Source organism: Pantoea agglomerans NBRC 102470, from assembly GCF_001598475.1.
Classification (GTDB): domain Bacteria; phylum Pseudomonadota; class Gammaproteobacteria; order Enterobacterales; family Enterobacteriaceae; genus Pantoea; species Pantoea agglomerans.
Map to the genome: position 1 here is coordinate 13,552 of NZ_BCZA01000004.1, position 26,021 is coordinate 39,572.

Annotated in this window: 21 protein-coding genes and 4 tRNA genes; 3 read left to right on the forward strand and 22 right to left on the reverse strand. The window is 54.7% G+C overall.

Annotated features, from left to right (window positions below):
• Window positions 1–20: 20 nt before the first annotated feature.
• Window positions 21–1,382, reverse strand: a complete 1,362-nt coding sequence (gene ffh, locus PAG01S_RS08560) for a signal recognition particle protein (protein WP_010248486.1) — start codon at window positions 1,380–1,382, stop codon at window positions 21–23.
• A gap of 166 nt (window positions 1,383–1,548) precedes the next feature.
• Between ffh and PAG01S_RS08565 the strand changes: the two genes are divergently transcribed.
• The gene (locus PAG01S_RS08565) at window positions 1,549–2,349 is read left to right on the forward strand and encodes a cytochrome C assembly family protein (protein ID WP_010248489.1); all 801 of its coding nucleotides are present in this window, start codon (window positions 1,549–1,551) and stop codon (window positions 2,347–2,349) included.
• Between the two features lie 15 nt (window positions 2,350–2,364).
• The gene (locus PAG01S_RS08570) at window positions 2,365–3,651 is read left to right on the forward strand and encodes an HlyC/CorC family transporter (RefSeq protein WP_022623780.1); all 1,287 of its coding nucleotides are present in this window, start codon (window positions 2,365–2,367) and stop codon (window positions 3,649–3,651) included.
• 61 nt (window positions 3,652–3,712) lie between these two features.
• Here the strand turns inward: PAG01S_RS08570 and luxS are convergent, their stop codons facing one another.
• The 14 genes from luxS to tam form a co-directional block, all read right to left on the reverse strand.
• The gene (gene luxS / locus PAG01S_RS08575) at window positions 3,713–4,228 is read right to left on the reverse strand and encodes an S-ribosylhomocysteine lyase (protein ID WP_009086888.1); all 516 of its coding nucleotides are present in this window, start codon (window positions 4,226–4,228) and stop codon (window positions 3,713–3,715) included.
• A 150-nt stretch (window positions 4,229–4,378) separates the two neighbouring features.
• Complete coding sequence (gene gshA / locus PAG01S_RS08580; RefSeq protein ID WP_022623781.1) at window positions 4,379–5,986, reverse strand: glutamate--cysteine ligase; 1,608 nt, start codon at window positions 5,984–5,986, stop codon at window positions 4,379–4,381.
• Between the two features lie 31 nt (window positions 5,987–6,017).
• Complete coding sequence (locus PAG01S_RS08585) at window positions 6,018–6,446, reverse strand: YqaA family protein (RefSeq protein WP_010248498.1); 429 nt, start codon at window positions 6,444–6,446, stop codon at window positions 6,018–6,020.
• The gene (yqaB, locus tag PAG01S_RS08590) at window positions 6,443–7,009 is read right to left on the reverse strand and encodes a fructose-1-phosphate/6-phosphogluconate phosphatase (RefSeq protein WP_022623783.1); all 567 of its coding nucleotides are present in this window, start codon (window positions 7,007–7,009) and stop codon (window positions 6,443–6,445) included. The genes PAG01S_RS08585 and yqaB overlap by 4 nt, the downstream gene beginning before the upstream one ends.
• Before the next feature lie 596 nt (window positions 7,010–7,605).
• Window positions 7,606–7,682, reverse strand: a tRNA-Arg gene (locus PAG01S_RS08595).
• Between the two features lie 222 nt (window positions 7,683–7,904).
• Window positions 7,905–7,981: transfer RNA gene (locus PAG01S_RS08600), tRNA-Arg, on the reverse strand.
• A gap of 209 nt (window positions 7,982–8,190) precedes the next feature.
• Window positions 8,191–8,267: transfer RNA gene (locus tag PAG01S_RS08605), tRNA-Arg, on the reverse strand.
• Between the two features lie 8 nt (window positions 8,268–8,275).
• A tRNA-Ser gene (locus PAG01S_RS08610) sits at window positions 8,276–8,368 on the reverse strand.
• A gap of 283 nt (window positions 8,369–8,651) precedes the next feature.
• On the reverse strand, window positions 8,652–8,837 hold the full coding sequence (gene csrA / locus PAG01S_RS08615) for a carbon storage regulator CsrA (RefSeq protein WP_008927091.1): 186 nt from the start codon (window positions 8,835–8,837) through the stop codon (window positions 8,652–8,654).
• A 250-nt stretch (window positions 8,838–9,087) separates the two neighbouring features.
• Window positions 9,088–11,715, reverse strand: a complete 2,628-nt coding sequence (gene alaS / locus PAG01S_RS08620; protein ID WP_062758329.1) for an alanine--tRNA ligase — start codon at window positions 11,713–11,715, stop codon at window positions 9,088–9,090.
• Between the two features lie 133 nt (window positions 11,716–11,848).
• Window positions 11,849–12,367, reverse strand: a complete 519-nt coding sequence (locus PAG01S_RS08625; RefSeq protein WP_010248508.1) for a regulatory protein RecX — start codon at window positions 12,365–12,367, stop codon at window positions 11,849–11,851.
• 123 nt (window positions 12,368–12,490) lie between these two features.
• On the reverse strand, window positions 12,491–13,558 hold the full coding sequence (recA, locus tag PAG01S_RS08630) for a recombinase RecA (RefSeq protein ID WP_010248510.1): 1,068 nt from the start codon (window positions 13,556–13,558) through the stop codon (window positions 12,491–12,493).
• Between the two features lie 95 nt (window positions 13,559–13,653).
• A complete protein-coding gene (gene pncC, locus PAG01S_RS08635; RefSeq protein WP_062758331.1) occupies window positions 13,654–14,148 on the reverse strand; it encodes a nicotinamide-nucleotide amidase in 495 nt (164 codons plus the stop codon).
• A gap of 105 nt (window positions 14,149–14,253) precedes the next feature.
• On the reverse strand, window positions 14,254–15,030 hold the full coding sequence (tam, locus tag PAG01S_RS08640) for a trans-aconitate 2-methyltransferase (protein WP_062758333.1): 777 nt from the start codon (window positions 15,028–15,030) through the stop codon (window positions 14,254–14,256).
• 167 nt (window positions 15,031–15,197) lie between these two features.
• On the opposite strand from tam, the gene PAG01S_RS08645 reads away from it, so the two are divergent.
• Window positions 15,198–16,085 carry a dihydrodipicolinate synthase family protein gene (locus tag PAG01S_RS08645; protein ID WP_062758335.1) on the forward strand — a complete coding sequence of 296 codons (888 nt, stop codon included), beginning with the start codon at window positions 15,198–15,200 and terminating at the stop codon, window positions 16,083–16,085.
• Window positions 16,086–16,119: 34 nt separating this feature from the next.
• Here PAG01S_RS08645 and PAG01S_RS08650 read toward each other — a convergent pair whose 3' ends face one another.
• The 7 genes from PAG01S_RS08650 to PAG01S_RS08680 all read right to left on the reverse strand — a co-directional run bounded on the left by PAG01S_RS08650 (window position 16,120) and on the right by PAG01S_RS08680 (window position 25,962).
• Entirely contained in the window at window positions 16,120–16,455 is a 336-nt protein-coding gene (locus PAG01S_RS08650) for a zinc ribbon domain-containing protein YjdM (RefSeq protein WP_010248517.1), read from the reverse strand.
• 80 nt (window positions 16,456–16,535) lie between these two features.
• Window positions 16,536–17,618 carry a lytic murein transglycosylase B gene (gene mltB / locus PAG01S_RS08655; protein WP_010248519.1) on the reverse strand — a complete coding sequence of 361 codons (1,083 nt, stop codon included), beginning with the start codon at window positions 17,616–17,618 and terminating at the stop codon, window positions 16,536–16,538.
• A 149-nt stretch (window positions 17,619–17,767) separates the two neighbouring features.
• Window positions 17,768–18,445: a respiratory nitrate reductase subunit gamma gene (narI, locus tag PAG01S_RS08660; protein ID WP_022623789.1), complete on the reverse strand. Its 678-nt coding sequence runs from the start codon at window positions 18,443–18,445 to the stop codon at window positions 17,768–17,770.
• Window positions 18,442–19,170, reverse strand: a complete 729-nt coding sequence (gene narJ, locus PAG01S_RS08665) for a nitrate reductase molybdenum cofactor assembly chaperone (RefSeq protein WP_010672124.1) — start codon at window positions 19,168–19,170, stop codon at window positions 18,442–18,444. The genes narI and narJ overlap by 4 nt, the downstream gene beginning before the upstream one ends.
• On the reverse strand, window positions 19,167–20,711 hold the full coding sequence (narH, locus tag PAG01S_RS08670; protein ID WP_060680820.1) for a nitrate reductase subunit beta: 1,545 nt from the start codon (window positions 20,709–20,711) through the stop codon (window positions 19,167–19,169). The genes narJ and narH overlap by 4 nt, the downstream gene beginning before the upstream one ends.
• On the reverse strand, window positions 20,708–24,469 hold the full coding sequence (locus PAG01S_RS08675) for a nitrate reductase subunit alpha (protein ID WP_010248527.1): 3,762 nt from the start codon (window positions 24,467–24,469) through the stop codon (window positions 20,708–20,710). Before PAG01S_RS08675 ends, narH begins: the two co-directional genes overlap by 4 nt.
• A 101-nt stretch (window positions 24,470–24,570) precedes the next feature.
• Window positions 24,571–25,962 (reverse strand): NarK family nitrate/nitrite MFS transporter, encoded by a 1,392-nt coding sequence (locus PAG01S_RS08680; RefSeq protein WP_010672126.1) that lies wholly within the window; start codon window positions 25,960–25,962, stop codon window positions 24,571–24,573.
• Between the last annotated feature and the right edge of the window lie 59 nt (window positions 25,963–26,021).

Below are 26,021 nucleotides of genomic sequence, written 5' to 3' on the forward strand. Positions count from 1 at the left end.
GGGCTTTTTTGTGGAACGCTTTAGCGGCCAGGAAAACCTGGCGGCATCATACCCTTCATGCCGCGCATCATTTTCGCCATACCGCCCTTCTTCATTTTCTTCATCATACGCTGCATGTCGTCAAACTGCTTCAATAAGCGGTTAACGTCCTGCACCTGCATACCGGAGCCGGTCGCAATGCGGCGCTTGCGTGAGCCTTTGATGATCTCTGGTTTTTCACGCTCTTTGCGTGTCATCGAGTTGATGATAGCTTCCATGCGCACCAGCACTTTGTCATCCATCTGTGACTTCACATTGTCAGGCAACTGTCCCATACCGGGCAGTTTGCCCATCAGGCTGGCCATGCCGCCCATGTTGCGCATCTGCTTCAGCTGCTCAAGGAAATCGTTGAGATCAAAACCGTCGCCGGTTTTCAGCTTCTTAGCCAGTTTCTCAGCCTGATCGCGGTCAACCTTGCTTTCGATATCTTCGATCAGTGACAGCACGTCACCCATGCCGAGGATACGCGAAGCAATACGCTCCGGATAGAACGGCTCAAGTGCATCGGTTTTTTCACCGACACCCATAAATTTAATCGGCTTACCGGTGATATGACGAATCGACAGCGCCGCACCGCCTCGTGCATCACCATCGACTTTGGTCAGGATAACACCGGTCAGCGGTAGCGCTTCATTAAAAGCTTTAGCCGTGTTTGCCGCATCCTGACCGGTCATGGCATCGACCACAAACAGCGTTTCTACCGGATTGATCGCGGCATGAACCTGTTTGATTTCGTCCATCATCGCTTCGTCAACGTGCAGACGACCGGCGGTATCCACCAGCAGTACATCGTAGAACTTCAGGCGAGCTTCACGCAGCGCATTGTTAACGATATCGACCGGCTTCTGACTGAGATCGGATGGGCAGAAATCCACGCCCACCTGCTGTGCCAGCGTTTCCAGCTGTTTGATTGCCGCCGGACGATAGACGTCAGCAGAAACCACTAAGACTTTCTTTTTGTGCTTCTCACGCAGGAACTTACCCAGCTTAGCGACGCTGGTCGTTTTACCGGCACCCTGCAGACCCGCCATCAGCACCACGGCTGGCGGCTGAGCAGCCAGGTCGAGTGCATTGTTCTCTGCACCCATCGCCGTAACCAGCTCGTTACGAACGATTTTGATAAACTCCTGACCTGGAGTCAGACTTTTATTCACATCATGGCCGACCGCGCTCTCTTTCACACGGTTGATGAAGTCACGCACTACCGGCAGCGCAACGTCAGCCTCAAGCAGTGCCATGCGCACTTCACGCAGGGTCTCTTTGATGTTCTCTTCAGTCAGCCTTCCGCGGCCGCTGATGTTTCGCAGGGTTTGCGACAAACGATCGGTTAAATTATCAAACATGGTCTCTCACTAAAAAAAAGATCGCGAGGCGCCTGATCGGCAGAATGCGGCGGATTATAACACGAAGCCTCAGCGATCTCTGCAATTGCCCCTCAGATCGTTTGGAGCCTGCTTCGGCTGGCGCTATACTGCCTTTTTCCTTATCTGACTGAACCTGAAAGGATCTATGTTCGTTTTCGCGATAGTGGCGCTATTCGCCTACTCCTTAAGTCTTGCCCTGATCATTCCCAGCCTGTTGAAACGTAACGGCGGCTGGCGGCGAATGGCGATGCTCTCTGCCTGTGTGGCGCTGGTGACACACGCGGTGGCCTTGCAGCAACGCATATTTGCTGTTGATAGCGGACAGAATTTAAGCCTGCTCAACATAGGCTCGCTGGTCAGCCTGTTGATTTGCGCCATCATGACCATTGTGGCGTCACGTAACCGTGGCTGGCTGCTACTGCCGATTGTCTACAGCTTCGCGCTAATCAATCTGGCCTTCGCCACCTTTGTGCCCAATGCGTTTATCACCCATCTGGAAACCACGCCAGGCATGATGATCCATATCGGCCTGTCGCTGTTCGCCTACGCGACGCTGATTATTGCCGCACTCTATGCACTGCAGCTGGCGTGGATCGATTACCAGTTAAAAAACAAGCGTCTGGCGTTCACACAGGATATGCCGCCGCTGCTGACCATTGAACGTAAGATGTTTCACATCACCCAGGTGGGCGTCGTGCTGTTGACGCTGGTGCTCTGCACCGGTCTGTTCTATATGCAGGATCTCTTCAGCGCAGAAAACGTCGATAAAGCCGTGCTTTCCATCATCGCGTGGTTTGTTTATATCGTTTTGCTCTGGGGGCACTATCATGAAGGCTGGCGTGGTCGCCGCGTCGTCTGGTTTAACTGCAGCGGTGCGGTGCTGTTAACCATGGCTTACTTCGGCAGTCGCATCCTGCAGCATCTGCTTGTCCCCACCTCTCGTTAAAAAGGAAGTTCTGCGTTGGAGAATGTTTCAACCACCACGCTGATTATTATTCTCTGCGTCATGGTACTGGTTTCCGCCTGGTTTGCCGGGTCGGAAACCGGAATGATGACGCTTAACCGCTATAAGCTGCGCCATCAGGCTAAAAACGGCAGCCGCCCCGCACGCCGGGTGGAGAAGTTACTGCGTCGCCCTGACCGGTTGCTGAGCCTGGTATTAATCGGCAATAACCTGGTAAATATTCTGGCTTCCGCACTTGCCACCATTGTTGGCATGCGTATTCACGGTGACGAAGGGGTCGCGATCGCAACCGGTATCCTGACCTTTGTGGTGCTGGTATTTGCTGAAGTGCTGCCGAAAACAGTGGCGGCCCTCTATCCCGAACGCGTCGCCTTTCCCAGCAGCCTGCTGCTGGTCCCGCTGCAATACATCATGCTGCCGCTGGTCTGGCTACTCAACACCATTACCCGTCTGCTGATGAGGATGGCGGGTATCCGCGCTGACGGTGCCATTAACTCCGCGCTGAGCAAAGAGGAGTTGCGTACCATCGTCTATGAGTCACGTAGCCTGATGTCACGCCGTAATCAGGACATGCTGCTCTCCGTGCTCGACCTGGAGAAAGTCAGCGTTGATGACATCATGGTTCCGCGTAACGAGATCGTCGGCATTAATATCAACGATGACTGGAAGTCGGTGGTGCGCCAGTTGAGCCACTCGCCACACGGCCGCATTGTGCTGTTCCGGGACTCACTGGATGACTGCGTCGGCATGCTGCGGGTGCGCGAAGCCTGGCGCATGATGACGGAGAAAAAAGAGTTCACCAAAGAGACGCTGCTGCGCGCCGCCGATGAGATCTACTACATCCCGGAAGGGACACCGCTGAACACCCAACTGGTGAAGTTCCAGCGCAACAAAGAGAAAGCGGGCGTGGTGGTGGATGAGTATGGCGACATCAAAGGGCTGGTGACGATAGAGGACATTCTGGAGGAGATCGTGGGTGACTTCACCACCTCCATGTCACCGTCATTGGCAGAAGAAGTGATGCCGCAGAATGATGGGTCCGTGCTGATTGAAGGCAGCGCCAGTGTGCGTGAAATTAACAAGGCGTTTAACTGGCAACTACCAGAGCAGGAAGCGCGCACCATCAACGGCATGCTGCTGGAAGCGCTGGAAGAGATCCCTGCCATCGCCACCCGTGTTCAGATCGGCCACTACAACGTCGATATTCTGGACGTGCAGGACAACATGATTAAACAGGTGCGCATCACGCCGAAGACACCACTGAAAAAATCGGTAGGGTCCTGAAGCGATAAAAAAACGCCGCAATCGACATGATGCGGCGTTTTTTTTAGCAGCAAAGCCCTGACTAGATGTGCAGTTCTTTCAGCTTTTCAGCAGGCAGTTTCAGATCTTCGTTGCGGTTAACGCCGATCTCATGCGCCAGCACATTGCGGGCGATCTGCTGCGCTTCATCCAGTGAGTGCAGCTTGTAGCTGCCGCACTGGTATTCATTCAGCTCAGGGATCTGGTTCTGATCTTTCACTTTCAGAACATCTTCCATCGCCCCTTTCCACGCTTTGGCAACGCGCTGCTCGTCTGGTGTACCAATCAGGCTCATGTAGAAGCCGGTGCGGCAACCCATTGGCGAGATATCGACGATTTCCACACCATCACCATTCAGGTGATCACGCATGAAGCCGGCAAAGAGATGCTCCAGCGTATGAATGCCACGCTCAGTGAGAATATCAATGTTCGGGCGGCAAAAACGCAGGTCAAAAACGGTAATCGTATCGCCATGCGGAGTCTTCATGGTTTTCGCCACGCGAACTGCCGGTGCGCCCATGATGGTGTGATCAACGGTAAAACTGTCCAGTAGTGGCATACGTCACCTCCTGTTCTGAGAATTTTTTTTAAAACGATGAAACTTTTCTGTTCGCCCAACGTCTGAATATATGAAAGACGCGCATTTGTTATCATCATCCCTGACAACAGAGATGTTAATTTGGCCACATTGATGTGGCCTTTTTCTTTTCTACCCTTCCCGGCTCGCCAGATACGCTTCAAAATCCAGCTTATCATTCGCTTCCAGCTGCTGCTGTGCAGCAACAGACGCCTGCGCCTGACGCGTGAAATCTTCTTCTGTCAGCACTTCCAGCGGCTCTTCGCAGAGCAGATGGCGATACTGTTCAGCCAGCGCCACGCCGGTTCCGGTTACACCATTGTCCTTCATTGCCTGAAGGATGCGCGCCGAGTAGGTTAGCTCAGGATCGTCGAACGATGCTACCAGTTGATCGCAAACCTGCTGATATTCCGTGCTGTCCTGATTATGACTGTCTAACACTTCAGCAACCCGACGCAGATCGGCAAACAGGGTTTTGCCCACTTCAACCAGCGAATGTTCCTCTTCTCCGCAGCCTACGGCAATTTTCTGGTCCGGTTTACGCCCTTCCAGCACAACCCGGTTCCAGTTTATACGGGTGCATTGCAACTCATCTGCACTCATTTCCGGCGCATCGGCCAGGGTACACCAGATCAGGAACAGGTCGAGGAAGCGAACCTGATTCTCATCTACGCCGATCGCAGAGAACGGGTTGATATCCAGCGAACGCACTTCAATGTACTCAATACCACCACGCAGCAGCGCATCAGAAGGCGCTTCACCCGAGCGTGTCACACGCTTAGGCCGGATTGGCGCATAGAGCTCGTTTTCAATCTGCAGCACGTTGGTGTTGAGCTGCAGCCAGTTACCGTCGGCATCTTTAGTGCCCATCGCTGCATACTCTTCTGACGGCGTCTTAATCGCTTTCTTCAGCGCGGTGACATAGCCTTCCAGTGAGTTAAACGTGATGCCCAGAGAGCTCTGCGATTTATTGGTATAGCCTAAATCGCTCAGACGCAGTGAGGTGGCGTACGGCAGCCACATCGTATCTTTGTCGTTGGTTTCAAACGGCAGCGCGCTCTCACGGCCCTGCAGGAAGCTGGAGCTGATAGCAGGCGATGCGCCAAACAGATAGGGGATCACCCAGCCGAAGCGATAATAGTTGCGGATCAGCCGCAGATAGCCCGCCGAGATGGTCTCTTTTCCGCTTTCCTTATCTTTCACGTCAGCCCACTCCTGCCAGAATGAGAGTGGCAGTGAGAAGTTATAGTGAATGCCGGAGATGGTCTGCATCAACGCGCCGTAGCGGTTTTTCAGCCCTTCGCGGTAGAGCGTCTTCATCTGACCAATATTGGACGTGCCATATTGCGCCAGCTCAATATTGTCCGCATCGTCAATCACGCACGGCATACTAAATGGCCACATGCGTTCATCACCCAGTTCACGGGCAACGTGACGATGGATATCGCGCAGGAATGCCAGCATATGATCAATGCTGTGATCCACTGGCGTAATAAATTCCAGCAACGTTTCGGCAAAGTCAGTGGTGATCCAGTCATGTTTCAGCGCCGACCCCAGAGATTCCGGGTGACCGCTTTTTGCCAGCTCGCCATTTGCCTGTACACGCAGCGTTTCACGCTCGATGCCACGGCCAATACCTTTAAGAGCATTGGGATGCGCTTCCAGCCAGGAGAGCGCTTTAGATACGTCCGGGATCACATTACCCCCCCGCTGTGATAATAATTTATTTTTGTTCAGCATAATGTTAACCGTAGCCTCGAATCTGTGCGAATCAATGCCACCATTGCATACCCTGTAATGTGGCAGTCGCGATAACGATATAACGCAGTGTTTTGCCGACAGCGAGAAACAGCATCGCGGGTAGCCAGGCGAAACGTAACCAGCCTGCCAGAACGCAGAGCAGATCACCTATCACTGGCAGCCAGCTGAATAACAGTGCTGCAGGTCCCAGTCGGTGCAACCACGTCATTGCTGTGTCATGCCATCGCCCCTGACGTTTTAACGGCAGCAAGCGACCAATAAGAATGTTGGTTAAGCCGCCCAAGGTGTTTCCCAGTGATGCGGCCAAAAGCAACCCGTAAACTGATGTCTTTTTTGCTATCAATAGTGCTATCAGCAGTGCTTCAGAACTTCCCGGCAGGAGCGTTGCACTTAAAAAGCTGCTGCCGAACATCGAGGCATAGGTAAGAACGTCACTCACAGTAAGCGGACATCCACCACAGCCATACCTGCCGCCTTCGCTGCCTGAATACCAAAGTCCGCATCCTCAAACACCACACAACGTGCCGGCGTCACACCCATCAGCTCAGCGCAGCGTAAGAAGGTTTCTGGCTCAGGTTTATGACGCTGTACGTCGTCAGCACCGACGACGGCCGAAAAGAGCTCACGTACGCCCAGCTGCGTCAGTAACGCCTCTGCCATGCTGTGTTCGCTTCCGGTACCGACCGCCATCGGACGACGCCCGTGATACGCTTTCACCACCTCCATTAAAGGCAGTGGCTTCACGTTTTCCAGCAGCATCGCTTTCACGGCAGCGGTTTTTTCTGCGGCAAGAAGATGAGGGTCGAGTGACGACTGATTGGATTCAATGATGAACTGCGACAGCCGCCAGGTTGGTGCGCCATTGAAGTCGATAATACGTGCTTCATCCAGCGTTAATCCATAACGCTGGAGCACCTGACGCCACGCTTTTCGATGTGTCGGCTCAGTATCAAGAATCGTGCCGTCCATATCGAAAATCAGGGCGTCATATTGATCGTACATTGTCACTCCGGACATTCATCAAATGAGACATTACTTTAGCCTAATGTGGACAGGTTGTCGCCAGGGGGGATGAACAGCAAATGCTTTGAAAGCATTAACAATTTTTGTTTTCAGATAAAGGTGATCGTGCACGGCCAGCGATAAACGTACGAAATTCCAGCGTTTTTTTAACATTCTTCTGGCAGACAAGCGGCGGCGGACGGGCATGGGCAGCAAAACAGAAGGCGTTGATGCGGGAAACAGGCGTTTCGGATCGCTTAAGTCAGGATGATGAATCAATGGGGCAGATTAAACAGGAAAAGAGTGCGTGTGAAGCCAGAGGGAAACTGCAGAGGTTTTTCAGGATACTCACTCAGCGTTTGCTGTACGGACGGTTACGGAAGTAACGCTATCGTGTTTAGTGAGGTCTTAGCGATCATCGCGCCATGATACTTTGAGGGATTTTGAGGCTAAAGAAGAAGATGGTGCATCCAGGAGGATGACTCAGCTTGCGCTTCGCCCTGCGGGCCGTTGCTGATGCAACGTTATCCCCCTTCGTGCGGCCGGAACGCTTATTGCGTCATGTCACACTGAGGAACTGCCAACATTCGAGAAGATGGTGCATCCAGGAGGATTCGAACCTCCGACCGCTCGGTTCGTAGCCGAGTACTCTATCCAGCTGAGCTATGGATGCATTGGGGTCTATCTTTTGGGGTCTATCTTTTGAGGTACAACTTTTTATGGACTTACAGAAACCAACCTGAGGATGTTACAAAGAATGGTGCATCCAGGAGGATTACTCAGCTTGCGCTTCGCCCTATGGGCCGTTGCTGATGCAACGTTATCCTCCTTAGTGCGGCCTGAACGATAATCACGTCATGACACACTGAGGCACTGTCCATATTCGGGAAGAATATGGTGCATCCAGGAGGATTCGAACCTCCGACCGCTCGGTTCGTAGCCGAGTACTCTATCCAGCTGAGCTATGGATGCATAAAACAAATTCTTGTACAACGCAGGGTGCTAACTACTCACCATGAAAGGAATTGCTAATTCGCTTTGTTTCGATGGTGCATCCAGGAGGATTACTCAGCTTGCGCTTCGCCCTGCGGGCCGTTGCTGATGCAACGTTATCCTCCTTAGTGCGGCCTGTACGCTAATGCGTCATGTCACACCGAGGCACTTCTCCATATTCGAAAATATGGTGCATCCAGGAGGATTCGAACCTCCGACCGCTCGGTTCGTAGCCGAGTACTCTATCCAGCTGAGCTATGGATGCATCGAAAATGGCGGTGAGGGAGGGATTCGAACCCTCGATACAGCTTTTGACCGTATACTCCCTTAGCAGGGGAGCGCCTTCAGCCTCTCGGCCACCTCACCTTACGCTTTCTTTCGAACTGTGCGTCTGAACGTTGTTTCTGCTCATCGGCACTGCGTGGCGCACATATTACTTTCCCGGACTTTTAAGTCAAACAATTTTTCCGAAACTTTGTTTGATTGAGCAAATCACACACAATTGGGACAAAATGGCGACAAAAAGAGTGAATTATCAACAATGAAAGATGATGGCGTTAACAAAACAGAGGAGGAACAGGTAGAAAGAAAAGGCAGGATTTTTACAGAAAGCGGTAGCGCCTCGCACAGGTGCGAGACGCTGAATCCGTTAAACGCTGGTTTGTTGCGTTTTTTCAGCCTGGATGCGTTGATAGATCTCTTCGCGATGCACAGACACTTCTTTCGGCGCGTTAACACCGATACGAACCTGGTTACCCTTAACACCCAGCACCGTTACAGTTACCTCATCACCGATCATGAGGGTTTCACCAACTCGACGAGTTAGAATAAGCATTCTTTGCTCCTTGAAAGATTAAAAGAGTCGGGCTTGTACAGGCTCCCGGCATTATCCATCATTTAACGCTGCACAATGTGTATGAGAAATACACCAATGCACATCGATGCGCCAATACATTCTGCTGATAGTTAGTTTAGCCGAAATACACTACATCAACCTGACTTTGTCATTTGCTGCTTTAGCATCGTATTAAAAAGCGCCGGAACAACCGTTCTGACGCTTTTTACGATGCCTTGTTTTAATTCACTTACAGACGGCTGCTGACCCAGTCCTCAACCCCTGCTAATGCGCCTTTCAGAGCACCCGCATCGTTACCACCAGCTTGTGCCATATCAGGACGGCCACCGCCCTTCCCGCCAACCTGCTGAGCCAGACCGGCAATCAACTCACCCGCTTTAACACGGTCAGTCAGATCTTTGGTCACACCCGCAATCAGCGACACCTTACCTTCAGTAACCGTTGCCAGCACAATAATCGCCGACCCCAGCTGATTCTTAAGATCATCAACCATGGTACGCAACATTTTAGGTTCAACATTGTTGAGCTCACTGACTAACAGTTTCACTCCCTTAATGTCGATAGCATTGCTGCTCAGTGAAGCGCTCTCCTGCGCGGCTTGCTGATCGCGCAGTTGCTGCAACTCTTTCTCCAGAGCCCGTACATGATCGACCAGACCACGCACTTTCTCATTCAGGTTGCTGCTGTTCGCTTTTACCAGCTGCGCAAGATCCTGCAGCTGGCTGCTCTGCGCATTGACCTGCGCCAGCGCGCCTTCACCCGTAATCGCTTCGATACGACGAATACCGGCTGCAGTACCTGACTCCGCCTGAATACGGAACAGCCCGATGTCACCCGTGCGCGCAGCATGGGTACCACCACACAGCTCAACAGAGAAATCACCCATGGTCAGAACACGCACGCGCTGATCATATTTCTCGCCAAACAGTGCCATTGCCCCTTTAGACTTCGCCGCATCCAGATCCATCACTTCGGTTTCAACCGGCAGGTTGCGACGAATTTGCGCATTGACGATATCTTCGACCTGACGAATCTCCTGAGGTTTCATCGCTTCGAAATGCGAGAAATCGAAACGCAGGTACTTGTCGTTAACCAGCGAGCCTTTCTGCGCCACATGCTCACCTAAAACCTGACGCAAGGCGGCATGCAGTAAGTGAGTAGCAGAGTGGTTAAGACGGATGCGCGCACGGCGTGCCGCATCAACCTGTGCCTCAAGGCGATCACCGATACGCAACTGCCCTGCGGTCAGCTTACCGACATGACCGATTGCCTGACCATATTTTTGTGTATCCTGGACGCTAAATTCAGCATTCTTCCCTTTCAGCAGACCAGTATCGCCTACCTGGCCACCCGATTCGCCATAGAATGGCGTTTCATCCAGCACGACCACAGCATCCTGACCCGCGGTCACTTCATCAACCGCCTCGCCTGCAACATAGAGCGCTTTCACCGTGGCAGCTAAATCGAGCTGGTCGTAGCCTTTGAAGGATGAGGCGGCATCAATACGAATAACGTTGCTGTAGTCAGCGCCGAAGCCACTCGCTTCACGTGCGCGCTGACGCTGCTGCTCCATCGCCCGCTCAAAGCCGGCTTCGTCGATCTTCAGATTGCGTTCGCGACAGACGTCAGCCGTTAAATCAGCCGGGAAACCAAAGGTATCGTAGAGACGGAAGACGATTTCGCCATCCAGCGTGTCGCCCTGCAGTTTTTCCAGCTCTTCGTCCAGCAGCGCCAGTCCGCGCTCCAGGGTTCTGGCAAACTGATCTTCTTCGCTTTTCAGCACCTGCTCAACCTGAGCCTGCTGGCGCTGTAACTCTTCGCCTGCGGCACCCATGACCTCAACCAGTGGCGCAACCAGCTTATAGAAGAAGGCCTCTTTAGCGCCCAGGATGTTGCCATGACGCACGGCACGACGAATGATACGACGCAGCACGTAGCCACGGTTCTCATTAGACGGGATGACGCCATCGGCAATCAGGAATGCACAGGAGCGAATGTGGTCGGCAATGACACGCAGCGATTTGTTACTGAGGTCAGTGGCACCGGTAACCTGTGCCACGGCCTGAATCAGTTTCTGGAACAGGTCGATTTCATAGTTGGAGTTGACGTGTTGCAGAACGGCAGAAATACGCTCAAGGCCCATTCCGGTATCAACCGACGGTTTTGGCAGCGGCAGCATGGTGCCATCAGCCTGACGGTTGAACTGCATAAAGACGATGTTCCAGATCTCAATGTAACGGTCACCATCTTCTTCCGGGCTGCCCGGCGGGCCACCCCAGATGTGATCGCCATGATCGTAGAAAATCTCGCTGCACGGACCACAAGGACCGGTATCGCCCATCTGCCAGAAGTTATCTGACGCATACGCGCTGCCCTTGTTGTCGCCAATGCGAATAATGCGTTCACGTGGCACACCGATTTCGTTCGCCCAGATATCAAAGGCTTCATCGTCGGTTTCATAGATCGTCACCCACAGACGCTCTTTTGGCAGGCTGAACCACTGCTCGCTCGTCAGCAGTTCCCAGGCAAAACCAATCGCCTCTCTCTTGAAATAGTCACCAAAGCTGAAGTTACCCAGCATTTCAAAGAAGGTGTGGTGACGTGCGGTGTAACCGACGTTTTCAAGATCGTTGTGTTTGCCGCCTGCGCGTACGCAGCGCTGTGACGTGGTCGCACGTGTGTAGTCACGTTTGTCCTGACCGAGGAACACATCTTTAAACTGGTTCATCCCGGCGTTAGTAAACAACAACGTTGGATCGTTATTCGGTACGAGGGAGCTGCTGGTTACAACCTCATGTCCCTTGCTATGAAAAAAGTCGAGAAACGCTTGACGGATCTCAGCAGTGCTCTTGCTCATATATATCCTGGAATCACGCTAACGAACGTTCCCTCTGATCGGCGCGACCACATTCTGGTGGTGCCTGATTAGCGGAACAAAAAGTGGGAATAAGATAAATTTTCTTCAGTGGGAAGTAAAATTACATCGGCTTTTAGTCATCAAAATTTCTGAAAATGGACTGGATATCTTCGCTCATAAAACCCTTTGACTGCAGATAGCGTAGTACTTTCGCTTTCTCTTTCCACTCTGTGGGCAGCGGGTGTCCGAATTTTCGTTCAGCCAGCTGAGCCGCACACGCCGCCCAGTCTACCTCTGTCTCTTCCATTGCAAGATCAATGGCTTCACGGTCAATGCCTTTCTGGCCCAGTTCAAGGCGCACGCGCTGCGATCCAAAGCCTTTACGGCTCCGGCTCTGAATAAATCGTTCGGTGAAACGCTCGTCGTTTAACCAGCCGCTTTCCTGACACCAGTTAAGAACCTGTTCCAGCAACGCTTCGGTAACAATTTCGGGCTCTTTTTTCTGCGCCCACGCAGCACGCTGCGCTGATTGTTGCAGTTTACGCGCTAACTCTGCACGGCTGTGATCGCGCTGACCCAGAATACGCATCGCACGGTCAAGCAGACGAGAGTAAGAGACGACATTAGGTTGGGGCTGAGAGGGTTCAGTCATACTGCGCACCTTGTACAAACAGAGGGAGATTATGGCGACAGAACAGGACAGAGGGAAGGCAAGAAAGGCAATAGAGGGGGATAAAAACTACGGGAGAGGCTTTCGCCCCTCCCGCATCAGAGATTAGAAGTCTTCGTTCGCTTCAGCCGCGTCTTCTTTCTCAGCAGCCTTGTCGGCTGCTGCGAGTTTTTCATCCGCGCCGTTGAGCAACATCTCACGTAACTTCAGATCAATCTCGTTTGCCACAGCAGCATTCTCTTTCAGGAAGTTGCCGGCATTCGATTTACCCTGACCAATCTTGTCGCCATTGTAGCTATACCATGCACCCGCTTTTTCAATCAGCTTGTGCTTCACGCCCAGGTCGACCAGCTCACCAAAGGTATTGATACCTTCGCCGTACATGATCTGGAACTCAGCCTGTTTGAATGGCGCGGCGATTTTGTTTTTCACCACTTTAACGCGGGTCTCACTGCCGACCACGTTATCGCCCTCTTTGATTGCACCGATACGGCGGATATCAAGACGGACAGAGGCGTAGAACTTCAGCGCGTTACCACCAGTGGTGGTTTCCGGGTTACCAAACATCACACCAATTTTCATACGGATCTGGTTGATGAAAATCAGCAGGGTATTGGACTGCTTCAGGTTACCGGCCAGTTTACGCATCGCCTGGCTCATCATACGTGCCGCGAGGCCCATGTGTGAGTCACCGATTTCACCTTCGATTTCCGCTTTAGGCGTCAGCGCCGCGACGGAGTCGACGATGATCACGTCAACGGCACCAGAGCGCGCCAGCGCATCACAGATTTCCAGCGCCTGCTCACCAGTATCTGGCTGAGAGCAGAGCAGGTTATCAATGTCTACGCCGAGTTTCTTGGCGTAAACCGGATCAAGCGCATGCTCGGCATCGATAAAGGCACAGGTTTTACCTTTACGCTGTGCAGATGCGATAACCTGCAGAGTCAGCGTGGTTTTACCTGAAGACTCAGGTCCGTAGATCTCAACGATACGGCCCATTGGCAGACCGCCTGCGCCTAATGCGATATCCAGCGACAGCGAGCCGGTAGAGATAGTTTCCACATCCATTGAGCGGTCTTCACCCAAGCGCATGATGGAGCCTTTACCAAATTGCTTCTCAATCTGGCCAAGCGCGGCAGCTAAAGCCTTCTGTTTGTTTTCATCAATCGCCATTTCAACTCCTAATCAAGCCGGGTAAACACGCACTCAGGGTGCCTGTACTCTTTCTGTTGCCGACAATTATACTGTATAGTCATACAGTATCAAGTTTAATTTGTCAGAAATTCGCCATACAGTTTCTGCAGGGCCCATGCCACCGACTGGCGGCGTACGGCATCACGATCGCCATTAAAATGCTGCTGAAAAGTCAATACGTTATCCTGCGGCCCGGCAAAGCCAAACCACACCGTGCCCACCGGTTTTTCTTCACTGCCGCCATCCGGACCGGCAATACCGCTGACGGAGACCGCGTAGTCAGCATGGGCCGCCCTGCGGGCACCCAGCGCCATCTCCCGCACCACCACATCACTTACCGCACCATACTGCAACAGCGAAGCAGCCTGAACACTGACCATCTGCTGTTTGGCCTGGTTACTGTAGGTCACAAAACCCCGCTCGAACCAGGCGGAGCTGCCGCTGATATCGGTAAAGACTTTGGCAATCCATCCCCCCGTGCAGGATTCCGCACAGGTTACGGTGGCATTGCGCTGCTTCAGCTTCTCACCTATCTGCGCACTAAGCGCCTGCAATTGCTGATCATCCATTGCGACTCTCCCTTTGGCTGTGGGTTGAAGGTGGTGCAGAAAAACTGCTTTTTCAAGGTCAGTCACCATTATTACGCTGTTTTTGCGGCCAGCTTTCCACTGCGCTTACCGGTTTTTCACCGCAACCATAAAAAGACGCGGGAAGGCGAGCAACACCTGACCATCGGCCTGAGCCGGATAAGCCGCGAGCAGACGTTGATGATAATCGGTCAGAAACGCCGTCTGTTCGGTCTCATCCAGCGTTGCCAGGAAAGGCCGTAAACCGGTCGCCTGCAGCCAGCTGATAATCGCCTGTGAATCGGCCATCACGTGATAATAGGTGGTACGCCAGATATCCACCTCACAGCCTGCCTGCGTCAGCAGATCGTAATACTCGCCCGTGGAAAGCAGCTGTGTACGTTCAGCGGCATCGGCATTGATGCGTGAACGCCAGCGATCCGTTGCCGCCACCTCGCGCATCAGCCGGTGCGACGGCTCATTCAGGTTATCAGGCATCTGGATCGCTAACACGCCACCGGGCGCCAGCTGGCTGACCAGATGGGGAAACAGCGTTGCGTGATTATCCAGCCATTGCAGAGACGCGTTGGCGTAGACCACCTGCTGCGGCACATCGGCCTGCCAGTTGCGGATGTCCGCCTGGATAAAACGACAGTGCGGCAGGCGTTCAGCGGCCTGAGTTAACATCGTGGCGGAACTGTCCAGCCCGGTAATCTGCGCCAGTGGCCAGGCATCAGCGAGCAGCTCGGTGCTGTTACCGGGCCCGCATCCCAGATCGGTCACCTGCTCAACCTGTTCCAGGCTGAGGCGCGCCAGAAGTTCGCGGGCTGGACGGGTTCGTTCTGCTTCAAACTTACGGTACAGCACAGGATCCCACTCTTTCATCATGACCTCTCGCTCAGTTATCAGATGCATCCGCTTACTGAGACGGATGAAAGAGGAAAAAGTGCGACCCGTTGCTCATTTTTGAATCATGCGCTGGCAGAGACCGGCCGGAGTCATTAAGTTAAAACGCTGTTTCATTTTTTTAACATCCGATTCAGGAGTCATTTATGAGTAAAAAATCGCCCTTTGCCGGTGTCTGGTGCCCTTCAGTCACCCCGTTTAATGCGCAGGGTGCGGTCGATATTGATGCGCTCGGGCGACATTTCTCCCGCCTCAATGACTCCGGTATTGATACCTTACTGGTGATGGGCAGCATTGGCGAGTTCGCCTCACTGACGCAGCAGGAACGCTTACAACTGATTCAGGAAGCCAGACCCTTGTCATCGCTGAAGATGGTCGCGAACGTCTCGGCAACCTGCATCCCTGACATGCTGGAGCTGGCTGAAGCCGCCTGGAAAAATGACTTTGACGCGGTGATGGTGCTGCCGCCCTACTATTATGGCCAGACGCAAAACCAGCTGATGCACTACTTCGAAGCACTGGACGCCCAACTGGGTGGTAAATGGTTTGCCTACAATTTTCCGGCCCGCACCGGCTGCGATCTGACGCCCGCGCTGATTGCCGCCCTGGCGGCAAAGCTGCCCAACTTCGCCGGCATTAAAGATACGGTGGATTGCCTGTCGCATAACCGGATGATGATTGAAGAGACCCGCAAGGTGCGTAGCGATTTCGCCGTACTGTCGGGGTATGACGAGTACCTGCTCCCGAACCTGCTGGCGGGCGGTGCCGGTGTCATTTCAGGACTGAATAATATTGTGCCGGAGTACTTTGCGCAGATGATGACGGCATGGCGAAGTGGCAATCTGCCGGAGCTGACGCGCCTGCAGCAGCAGATCGGCCGTCTGATGGCGATTTACAGTATTGGAGATGATTTCGTAACGACAATTAAAACGGCCGTGGCACGGCGCTATGACTCGATGAGCAGCGGCTCACGAAACTACGGTGGCACGCTGAATGCGGAACAGTGTGCCGCAATTGATAAGCTGTTCAGCTAAGCAGGAAAGCGGGCGCATCCCTGCGCCCCTGATCTCAGTTCTTTTTCACAAACTCAGATTTTAATTTCATCGGGCCAAAACCGTCGATTTTACAATCGATGTTGTGGTCCCCTTCAACCAGACGAATACTTTTCACTTTGGTACCGATCTTCAGCGATGAAGAACTGCCCTTCACCTTGAGATCTTTGATCACCGTGACGCTGTCGCCATCTGCCAGCAGATTGCCGTTGGCATCACGCACTTCAAGTGTTGCGTTGCTGCTGTCACCTTCTCCCTCGGTCCAGATGTGACCGCAGGAGGGGCAGTTAAGGTTATCGCCATCTTGCCAGGTGTAATCGGCGTGACAAGCCGGGCAGGCAGGTAAAGACATAGTGACTCCAGAAATATCAGTGGCTGTGTGGCCTGAAAAAGGGCGTCATCATATAACCTTACAGTTAACAAGGATAGCCTTTATAACAGGCCGCCCTGGCGTGCCTTGCTCACCGCCTCACCCAGCTGCCACACCGCCATCGCATAATGGGTACTGTGGTTGTAGCGGGTAATGACATAGAAATTGGGTAAGCCGTACCAGTACTGGTAGCTGGTGCCCAAATCCAGGCGTAGCAGACTGACCTGATCGTTACCGTTCAGCGAGCCCTGTGGTGACAATCCTGACGCCGCCAGCATGCTCACGCTGTAACGGGTTTTGAAGCCATCTTCCAGCATCGGTGCCTGACCGCTGGCCGGTACCGCCACATTTTCGCCGCTGCGCCAGCCATGCTTCTGGAAATAGTGCGCCACGCTGCCGATAGCATCCACCGGATCCCACAGGTTTGCATGACCGTCGCCGTTGAAATCAACCGCATAATCATTGTAAGAGGAGGGCATAAACTGACCATAGCCCATCGCCCCGGCAAAGGAGCCTTTCAGCGCCAGCGGGTCATCCTGCTCTTTGCGCGACATCAACAGAAAGGTTTCCAGCTCGCTGCTGAAGTACTCTGCGCGGCGCGGATAGTTAAAGGATAAGGTCGCAAGCGCATCCAGAATCCGCGTTTTCCCCATCACACGACCCCAGCGGGTTTCCACGCCAATGATGCCCACGATAATTTCCGGTGGCACGCCATAAACCTGCTGTGCGCGTTGCAGGGCATCCTGATACTGATTCCAGAACGCCACCCCATTTTGCACGTTATCGGGCGTAATGAACTTGTTGCGATAGCGGATCCAGGCGCCATTAGGCCCTGGCGCTGGCGTATAGCTTGGTGCCTGACGGTCCATCAGTCGCAGCACATAATCCAGTCGTTTGGCCTGACCGATGATGTTGTGCAGTTGCTGACGGTCAAAGTCATGCTTCTCTACCATCTTATCGATAAATTGCTCTGCTGCCGGGTTACCGGCAAAGTCGCCAAACATCGCCTGTCCGCTGTGCGACGGCTGCAGTAAAAAACCGCCCTGTGGCGCAGCCAGCATCTTCTGCTGGGACGGGACTTCAGGTTTGCTGCTGCAGGAGGCCAGAAGCGGGATGAACGCAAGGAAGGCTAACTTGAGGCGCATCGGTTATCCATAAACGAGGGGTAATTTCAGATGCGGTAATAGTAGACGTTCAGCGCAATGACATACAGGGCAAAATCTTAAAAAAACGTCAAGGCAGCCGTGGGCTAAAATGGCTGCGGGGCTCTCTCTGCCCCGCAACCATCATGCGCTTAGCGGCGGTTTCTCACCAGCTGATAACGACGGGTCAGATACTCAACCGGCGCGCTCCAGATATGCACCAGCCGGCAGAACGGGAACAGCAGGAACAGCGTCATTCCCAGCACCATATGCACGCGGTAGATAAACGCCACGCCGTCGAGATGCTGCGAAGCGCCACCGTGGAAGGTCACCACCGCCTGCGCCCAGCCCACCAGCTTCATCATTTCACTGCCGTCCATATGCTGGGCGGAGAAGGGAATGGTCAGCAGGCCCAGCGTCGCCTGAGCCACCAGCAGGGTCATGATCAGAATATCACCGACGCTACTGGTCGCCCGCACCCGTGGATTGGTCAGACGGCGCTTCAGCAGCAGTCCACCGCCCACCAGTGTCATCGCCCCGAACAGGCCACCGGCAATCATCGCCAGTTTCTGCTTTACGTCGATCGGCAGGAAGGATTCATACATCCAGTGCGGCGTCAGCATCCCGACGATATGACCGAAGAAAATACCGATGATGCCGATGTGAAACAGGTTGGAGGCGAGACGCATCCCTTTTTTGTCCAGCATCTGACTGGAACCGGCACGCCAGCTGTACTGCCCGTAGTCATAGCGCAGCCAGCTTCCCACCAGGAAGACCGTTCCGGCGAGGTAGGGGTAAATATCGAAGAAGAAAGTGTTAATAAAATTCATGCTGATTCTCCTGTGGTACGCGCCGTCGCCGCGGCGATGTCCAGATACTGCGGCGCGACCGCATCGGCGAAGCGACGCTGATGCATCGCCTGCTGCGCCGAGGCGCAGCCCTGTTCGCCGAGAAATTTAATCTGCTCCTCTTCCCAGACAGCATCCAGTGCTGCCGGCGTATCGTCGCGCGCTTCCTGCGCCACCTGTGGCTTGAGGGCCGCAGGATCAACTGCGCTACCGGACAGCGTCAGTAACACTGTGAAGAGATCGGCGTAGGGGCTCTGACGCTCTTCAAGCCGCGCCGCCAGTAAGGCCAGGATAGGCACGATGTCGTCCAGTCCCTGACGCGCGGCCTCATCGCTTTTACAGGCGAGATACTCCAGGTAGAGCGGCAGGAAATCGGGCAGCTCTTTGCTGTCCAGCTCCAGACCATCGGCACGATACTGTTCCAGCAGATCAACCATCGCCTGACCGCGATCGCGTGACTCACCGTGCACGTGTTCAAACAGCAGCAGCGAGGTGGCGCGGCCACGATCAAACAGTTCGCAGTAGTCAGCCTGTACGTCGAGCAGTGGCCGGGCACAGAGCTGATTGATAAAACGCACCAGCCGTGCGCTCTGCTGCAGGTTGAGTTCAGAGGCGTCATCCAGCGCCGCGATCAGGTCGGAAGAGTGGGTAAACAGCGCCTCGTCCGGGTAGTCCAGCAGCCGCGAAAGAATCCGTAACGTCATCATGAGGCATCCTCCGGACGGATGGTTTTCTTACTGATGTCGATGGCATCAATACGGCGGCTGTTGAACAGGTTGAATTTGCTGTCGCTGCCGTGACAGCCATCGCCAAAGCTAAAGCCGCAGCCTTTGCTTTCCGGGAAGGCTTCACGCGCCAGTTCGCGATGGCTGGAGGGCACCACAAAGCGATCTTCATAGTTCGCGATCGCCAGATAGCGGTACATCTCCTGCGCCTGCGCTTCGGTCAGGCCGACCTGCTCCAGCGCCCGGATATCATGCTCACCGTCCACGCTTTCTGCGCGTTTGTAATGACGCATAGCCAGCATCCGCTTCAGTGCCAGCAGCACCGGTGCGGTGTCGCCTGCGGTCAGCAGGTTCGCCAGATACTCAACCGGAATGCGCAGGCTTTCCACATCCGGCAGCACGCCGGTGTGCGCCAGCGCCCCGCCATCCACCGCCGACTGAATCGGTGACAGTGGTGGCACATACCAGACCATCGGCAGCGTGCGGTATTCAGGGTGAAGTGGCAGCGCCAGCTTCCACTCCATCGCCATTTTATAGACCGGTGAACGCTGTGCTGCGTCGATTACACTCTGCGCAACGCCATCTTTCAGCGCCTGCGCAATCACCGCCGGATCGTTGGGATCAAGGAAGATATCCAGCTGGCTCTGATAGAGATCTTTCTCGTTTTCCGCTGCGGCCGCCTGTTCAATGCGGTCAGCGTCATAGAGCAACACGCCGAGATAGCGGATACGGCCGACACAGGTTTCTGAACAGACGGTGGGCTGGCCCGCTTCAATGCGCGGATAACAGAAAATGCATTTTTCTGATTTGCCGCTTTTCCAGTTGAAGTAGATCTTCTTGTACGGACAGCCGGTGAGGCACATCCGCCAGCCGCGACATTTATCCTGGTCGATCAGTACGATGCCATCTTCGCCGCGTTTGTAGATCGCGCCGCTTGGGCAGGTCGCCACACACGCCGGGTTGAGGCAGTGCTCACACAGGCGCGGCAGGTACATCATGAAGGTGTGCTCAAACTGACCGTAAATCTCCTTCTGGATGTTATCGAAGTTCTTATCCTGCGAACGTTTGGCAAACTCGCCGCCAAGGATCTCTTCCCAGTTCGGGCCGTTTTCGATCTTTTTCATCCGCTGGCCGGTGATCAGCGAGCGCGGACGCGCAATCGGCTGATGCTTACCGGCGGGCGCATTGTGCAGATGCTGATAATCAAAATCGAACGGTTCGTAGTAATCATCCAGCGCCGGCACATCTGGGTTGGCGAAGATCTTCGACAGCAGGCCAATGCGACTGCCCATGCGCGGCTCCAGCTTACCGTTGATCTTACGGATCCAGCCGCCCTTCCACTTCTGCTGATCTTCCCAGGCGTGCGGATAGCCGACACCGGGCTTGCTTTCGACGTTGTTAAACCAGGCGTACTCCATGCCCTCGCGGCTGGTCCAGACGTTTTTACAGGTCACCGAGCAGGTGTGGCAGCCGATACATTTGTCGAGGTTCAGCACCATGCCGACCTGTGAACGAATTTTCATGGTTTTACCTCCTGCTGGCTGCCCTGGCAGGCATCGTTGCCTTCCCCATCTAACCAGTTAACGTTGTTCATTTTTCTCACTACCACGAACTCATCGCGGTTCGAGCCGACGGTGCCGTAGTAGTTAAAGCCCCAGGAGAGCTGCGCATAACCGCCGATCATATGGGTCGGTTTCGGGCAGGTCCGCGTCACCGAGTTATGGATCCCGCCGCGCTGGCTGGTGATCTCCGAGCCAGGGATATTCACGATACGTTCCTGCGCGTGGTACATCATGGTCATACCCGCCGGGATGCGCTGACTCACTACTGCACGTGCGGTCAGCGCACCGTTGGCATTGAACGCCTCGATCCAGTCGTTATCCACGATACCCAGCTCACGAGCGTCATCTTCACTCATCCAGACAATCGGTCCGCCGCGCGACAGTGTCAGCATCAGCAGGTTGTCGCTGTAGGTGGAGTGAATGCCCCACTTCTGGTGTGGCGTCAGGAAGTTCAACGCCTTCTCCGGGTTACCGTTGGGTTTGCTGTTCAGCAACGGCTTCGCCGCGCGGGTATCGATTGGCGGACGATAGACCATCAGGCTCTCGCCAAAGGCGCGCATCCACTCATGATCCTGATAGAGCTGCTGACGGCCGCTCAGGGTTCGCCACGGGATCAGCTCATGAACGTTGGTGTAGCAGGCGTTGTAAGAGACATGTTCATCTTCCAGACCTGACCAGGTCGGACTAGAGATAATTTTGCGCGGCTGCGCCTGGATATCGCGGAAGCGAATCTTTTCATCTTCTTTATTGAGCGCCAGGTGGGTGTGGTCACGACCGGTAATCACGCCCAGTGCCTGCCAGGCTTTCACCGCCACCTGACCATTGGTTTCCGGTGCCAGCGCCAGGATCACTTCTGCCGCATCGATCGCCGTGTCGATATTCGGCCGCCCCGCTGCCGGGCCATCCGCTTTGACGTAGTTCAGTTGCTTGAGGAAATCGACCTCTTTGCTGGTGTTCCAGCTGATACCTTTGCCGCCGTTACCCAGGGTCTCCAGCAACGGTCCCAGCGAGGTAAAGCGCTCCCAGGTCGCCGGATAGTCGCGCTCCACCACCATAATGTGTGGCGCGGTTTTACCCGGAATCAGATCGCATTCGCCTTTTTTCCAGTCTTTCGCCTCAAAAGGCTGCGCCAGTTCCGCGGGTGAGTCATGCAACACCGGCAGAGTAACGACGTCCGTTTCAACGCCTAAATGACCCGGGCAGAGATCGGAGAAGGCTTTGGCGATACCTTTGTAGATCTCCCAGTCACTTTTTGAGTCCCAGGCAGGATCGACGGCCGCCGAAAGCGGATGAATAAACGGATGCATATCCGAGGTATTCATATCGTCTTTTTCATACCAGGTCGCCGTTGGCAGCACGACATCGGAGTAGAGACAGGTGCTCGACATGCGGAAGTCGAGTGTGACCACCAGATCCAGTTTGCCTTCGGCACCCTGATCCAGCCACTCCACCTCTTCCGGCTTCACGCGGCCCTGCTGGCCTAAATCTTTGCCCTGAATGCCGTTTTCCGTGCCCAGCAGATACTTCAGCATGTACTCATGCCCTTTACCGGATGAGCCGAGCAGATTGGAGCGCCAGACAAACAGGTTACGCGGGAAGTTCTGCGGATCGTCCGGCTGTTCAGCGGCAAACCGCATGGTGCCCTGCTTCAGGCTTTCCACGGTGTAATCCAGCGGCGACTGACCGGCGGCTTTCGCCTGCGCCGCGATGTGCAGCGGGTTGACGTTAAGCTGCGGCGCTGAAGGCAGCCAGCCCATACGTTCGGAACGGACGTTAAGGTCGATCAGGCTGCCGCTGTAGCGACTTTTATCCGCCAGCGGGGAGAGCAATTCGCTGGTGGCCAGGGTTTCATAGCGCCACTGACTGGAGTGGTTGTAGAAGAAGGAGGTGCTGTTCATCTGGCGTGGCGGACGCTGCCAGTCCAGGCCAAAGGCCAGCGGGGTCCAGCCGGTCTGCGGACGGAGTTTCTCCTGGCCGACATAGTGCGCCCAGCCACCGCCGCTCTGACCGACGCAGCCGCAGAAAATCAGCATGTTCATCAGGCCACGATAGTTCATGTCCATGTGATACCAGTGGTTCATACCGGCACCGACGATGATCATCGAACGACCGCGGGTTTTCTCGGCGTTTTCGGCAAATTCACGGGCAATGCGAATGATGTTCTGACGGGAGACACCCGTAATCTGCTCCGCCCAGGCCGGGCTATACGCTTTGATGTCGTCGTAGGTTTGCGCGCAGTTGGCATCATCCAGACCGCGATCCAGACCATAATTCGCCAGCGTCAGATCGTAGACGCTGGTGACCAGTGCTTCACTGCCATCCGCCAGTTGCAGGCGTTTCACCGGCAGCTTATGCAGCAGGATTTCGTCCAGCGCAACGCTGTTGAAATGCTCGCTGGTAATGCCACCGAAGTAAGGGAAACCAACCTCGACCACCTCATCGTGGCTGCCGAGCAGGCTGAGCTGCAGTTCAACTTCCTGATGTGACGCCCCATCACGCTGCTCAAGGTTCCATTTGCCTTTTTCGCCCCAGCGGAAGCCGATAGATCCCTGCGGCGCGGTCAGTTCCCCGGTCGCCTCGTTGATCGCGACGGTTTTCCACTCCGGGTTATTCTCCTGACCGAGCCCATCCACCAGATCGCTGGCGCGCAACTGACGGCCGGCGGCGTAAAAACCGCCCTCACGGGGTTCCAGCAGCACCAGCATCGGCATATCGGTGTAACGGCGCACATAGTCGCGGAAATAGCCAACTTCGCGATCAAGATGAAACTCTTTCAGCATCACGTGGCCCATCGCCAGCGCCATCGCGCTGTCGGTGCCCTGCTTCGGACTCAGCCACTGGTCACACAGCTTCGCGACCTCAGCATAGTCCGGCGTGATTGCCACGGTTTTCGTCCCTTTATAGCGGACTTCCGTAAAGAAGTGCGCATCCGGGGTACGGGTCTGCGGCACGTTAGAGCCCCAGGCAATAATGTAGGAGGAGTTGTACCAGTCAGCCGATTCCGGCACGTCGGTCTGCTCGCCCCAGGTCATCGGTGAGGCCGGCGGCAGATCGCAGTACCAGTCGTAGAAGCTCAGACAGGTTCCGCCAATCAGTGACAGGTAACGTGCGCCCGCAGCGTAAGAGACCATCGACATCGCCGGAATCGGTGAGAATCCCATAATGCGGTCAGGGCCGTAGGTCTTCGCGGTGCAGATGTTCGCGGCGGCGATCATCTCGTTGACTTCCTGCCAGCTGGAGCGGACAAAGCCGCCGCGTCCACGCGCCTGTTTGTAGCTTCTGGCCTTTTCAGGATTACTGATGATTGATGCCCAGGCGTCCACCGGGTCGCTGTGCTGCGCTTTCGCGTCGCGCCAGAGCTGAATCAGCTTCTTGCGCATTAACGGATATTTCAGGCGGTTAGCGCTGTAGAGATACCACGAGTAGCTGGCACCGCGTGGGCAGCCACGCGGCTCATGGTTTGGCAGATCGGGACGGGTACGCGGATAGTCGGTCTGCTGGGTCTCCCAGGTGACCAGTCCATTTTTAACGTAGATTTTCCAGCTGCATGAGCCGGTACAGTTAACGCCGTGCGTGGAGCGCACGATTTTATCGTGCTGCCAGCGACTGCGATAGCCATCTTCCCAGTCGCGGTTACTGTTTAACGTCTGGCCATGCTGGCCGGAAAAGGGTTCGGCCAGCTGTTTGAAATAGCGAAACCGATCAAGAAACTTGCTCATCCGGAATACTCCTGAAGGCTTAATGTGACATTGCTGACTCTGCATCTGTCCCGACACAGAAAGTGAAATTGTGCCGGTGCGCCACACCGGCTTTGTCGTTATCAGGCGCGTGATTTTCGGCCGTAAACCAGCCAGGTCACCGCAATGCAGCAGAGATAAAAGACCAGGAAGATTTTCATCGCGCCGGCGGGTGAACCGGTCATGGCGAGCGACAGGCCAAAAGTCTGCGGAATAAAGAAACCGCCCAGCGCGCCAATGGCGGAGATAAAGCCGAGCGCAGCAGAGGTTTCTGTTGCCGCTTCGCGCTGTGCCAGCGCATCGTCGCCGCCCTCAGCTTTGATACGTTCCAGCGTCAGCTTACGGAAGATCACCGCAATCATCTGGTAGGTGGAGCCGCTGCCCAGCCCGGACGTCAGGAACAGGCCCATAAACACGGCGAAGAAGGCCACGAACGAGCCATCATGTCCGGCACCCGGCAGGGTAAGGAACAGCAGCGCAGCAAACAGCGCCATCAGCACGTAGTTGACAAGCGTGACGCGGGTACCGCCGAAGCGGTCAGAAATGATGCCGCCTGCTGAACGGGCCAGCGCGCCAATAAAGGGGCCGAAAAAGGCGTAATGCATGATCACGACATCAGGAAATTGCGTCTTCGTCAGCATGGCAAAACCGGCAGAGAAACCGATAAATGAGCCAAATGTGGCCAGATAGAGCAGCGCCATAACCCACAGGTGTGGACGTTTCAGCACCGGCAACTGCTCACGCAGCGAGGATTTCGCCGCCGCCAGGTCGTTCATGCCGAACCAGGCCGCCAGCGTGCCGATCGCCAGGAACGGCACCCAGATCCAGGCGGCATTCTCCAGCCAGATGCTGTCGCCGGTGACGGTGGTCTGACCCACATCGGCAAAACCAAAAATGGCACAGGAGATCGCCAGCGGGGCGACAAACTGCATTACGCTGACGCCAAGATTACCGAGGCCGCCGTTGATACCCAGCGCGCCGCCCTGACGGGCTTTGGGAAAGAAGAAGCTGATATTGCCCATGCTCGACGCGAAGTTAGCGCCACCAAAACCGCACAGCAGGGAAATCACCATAAAAGTGGTGAATGAGGTCTGGCTGTCCTGTACGGCAAAGCCGAGCCACAGGCAGGGAATGATCAGGATGCCGGTGCTGAAGGCGGTCCAGCGACGTCCCCCAAAGATGGGAATAACAAAAGAGTAAGGCACACGCAGCAACGCGCCAGAAACCGACGGCAGTGCGGTCAGTAAAAAGAGCTGCTCAGTGCTGAAGGTAAAGCCAACTTTATTCAGGTTAACCGCAACGGTGCTGAACAGCATCCAGACGCAGAAGCCCAGCAGCAGACAGAAGACAGAAATCCACAGGTTACGGCTGGCGATACGTTTACCACGCGCCTGCCAGAACGCATCGTTTTCCGGTTGCCAGTCCTGAATTAACGCGCCGCGCGTCGGGGTTTGCAAAGAGGTAGATTGGGTCATAAATCTCTCATCAGCAGAATAATAATTGTGCGTATCCTGCGCATCCGCCGTGGTGTCGG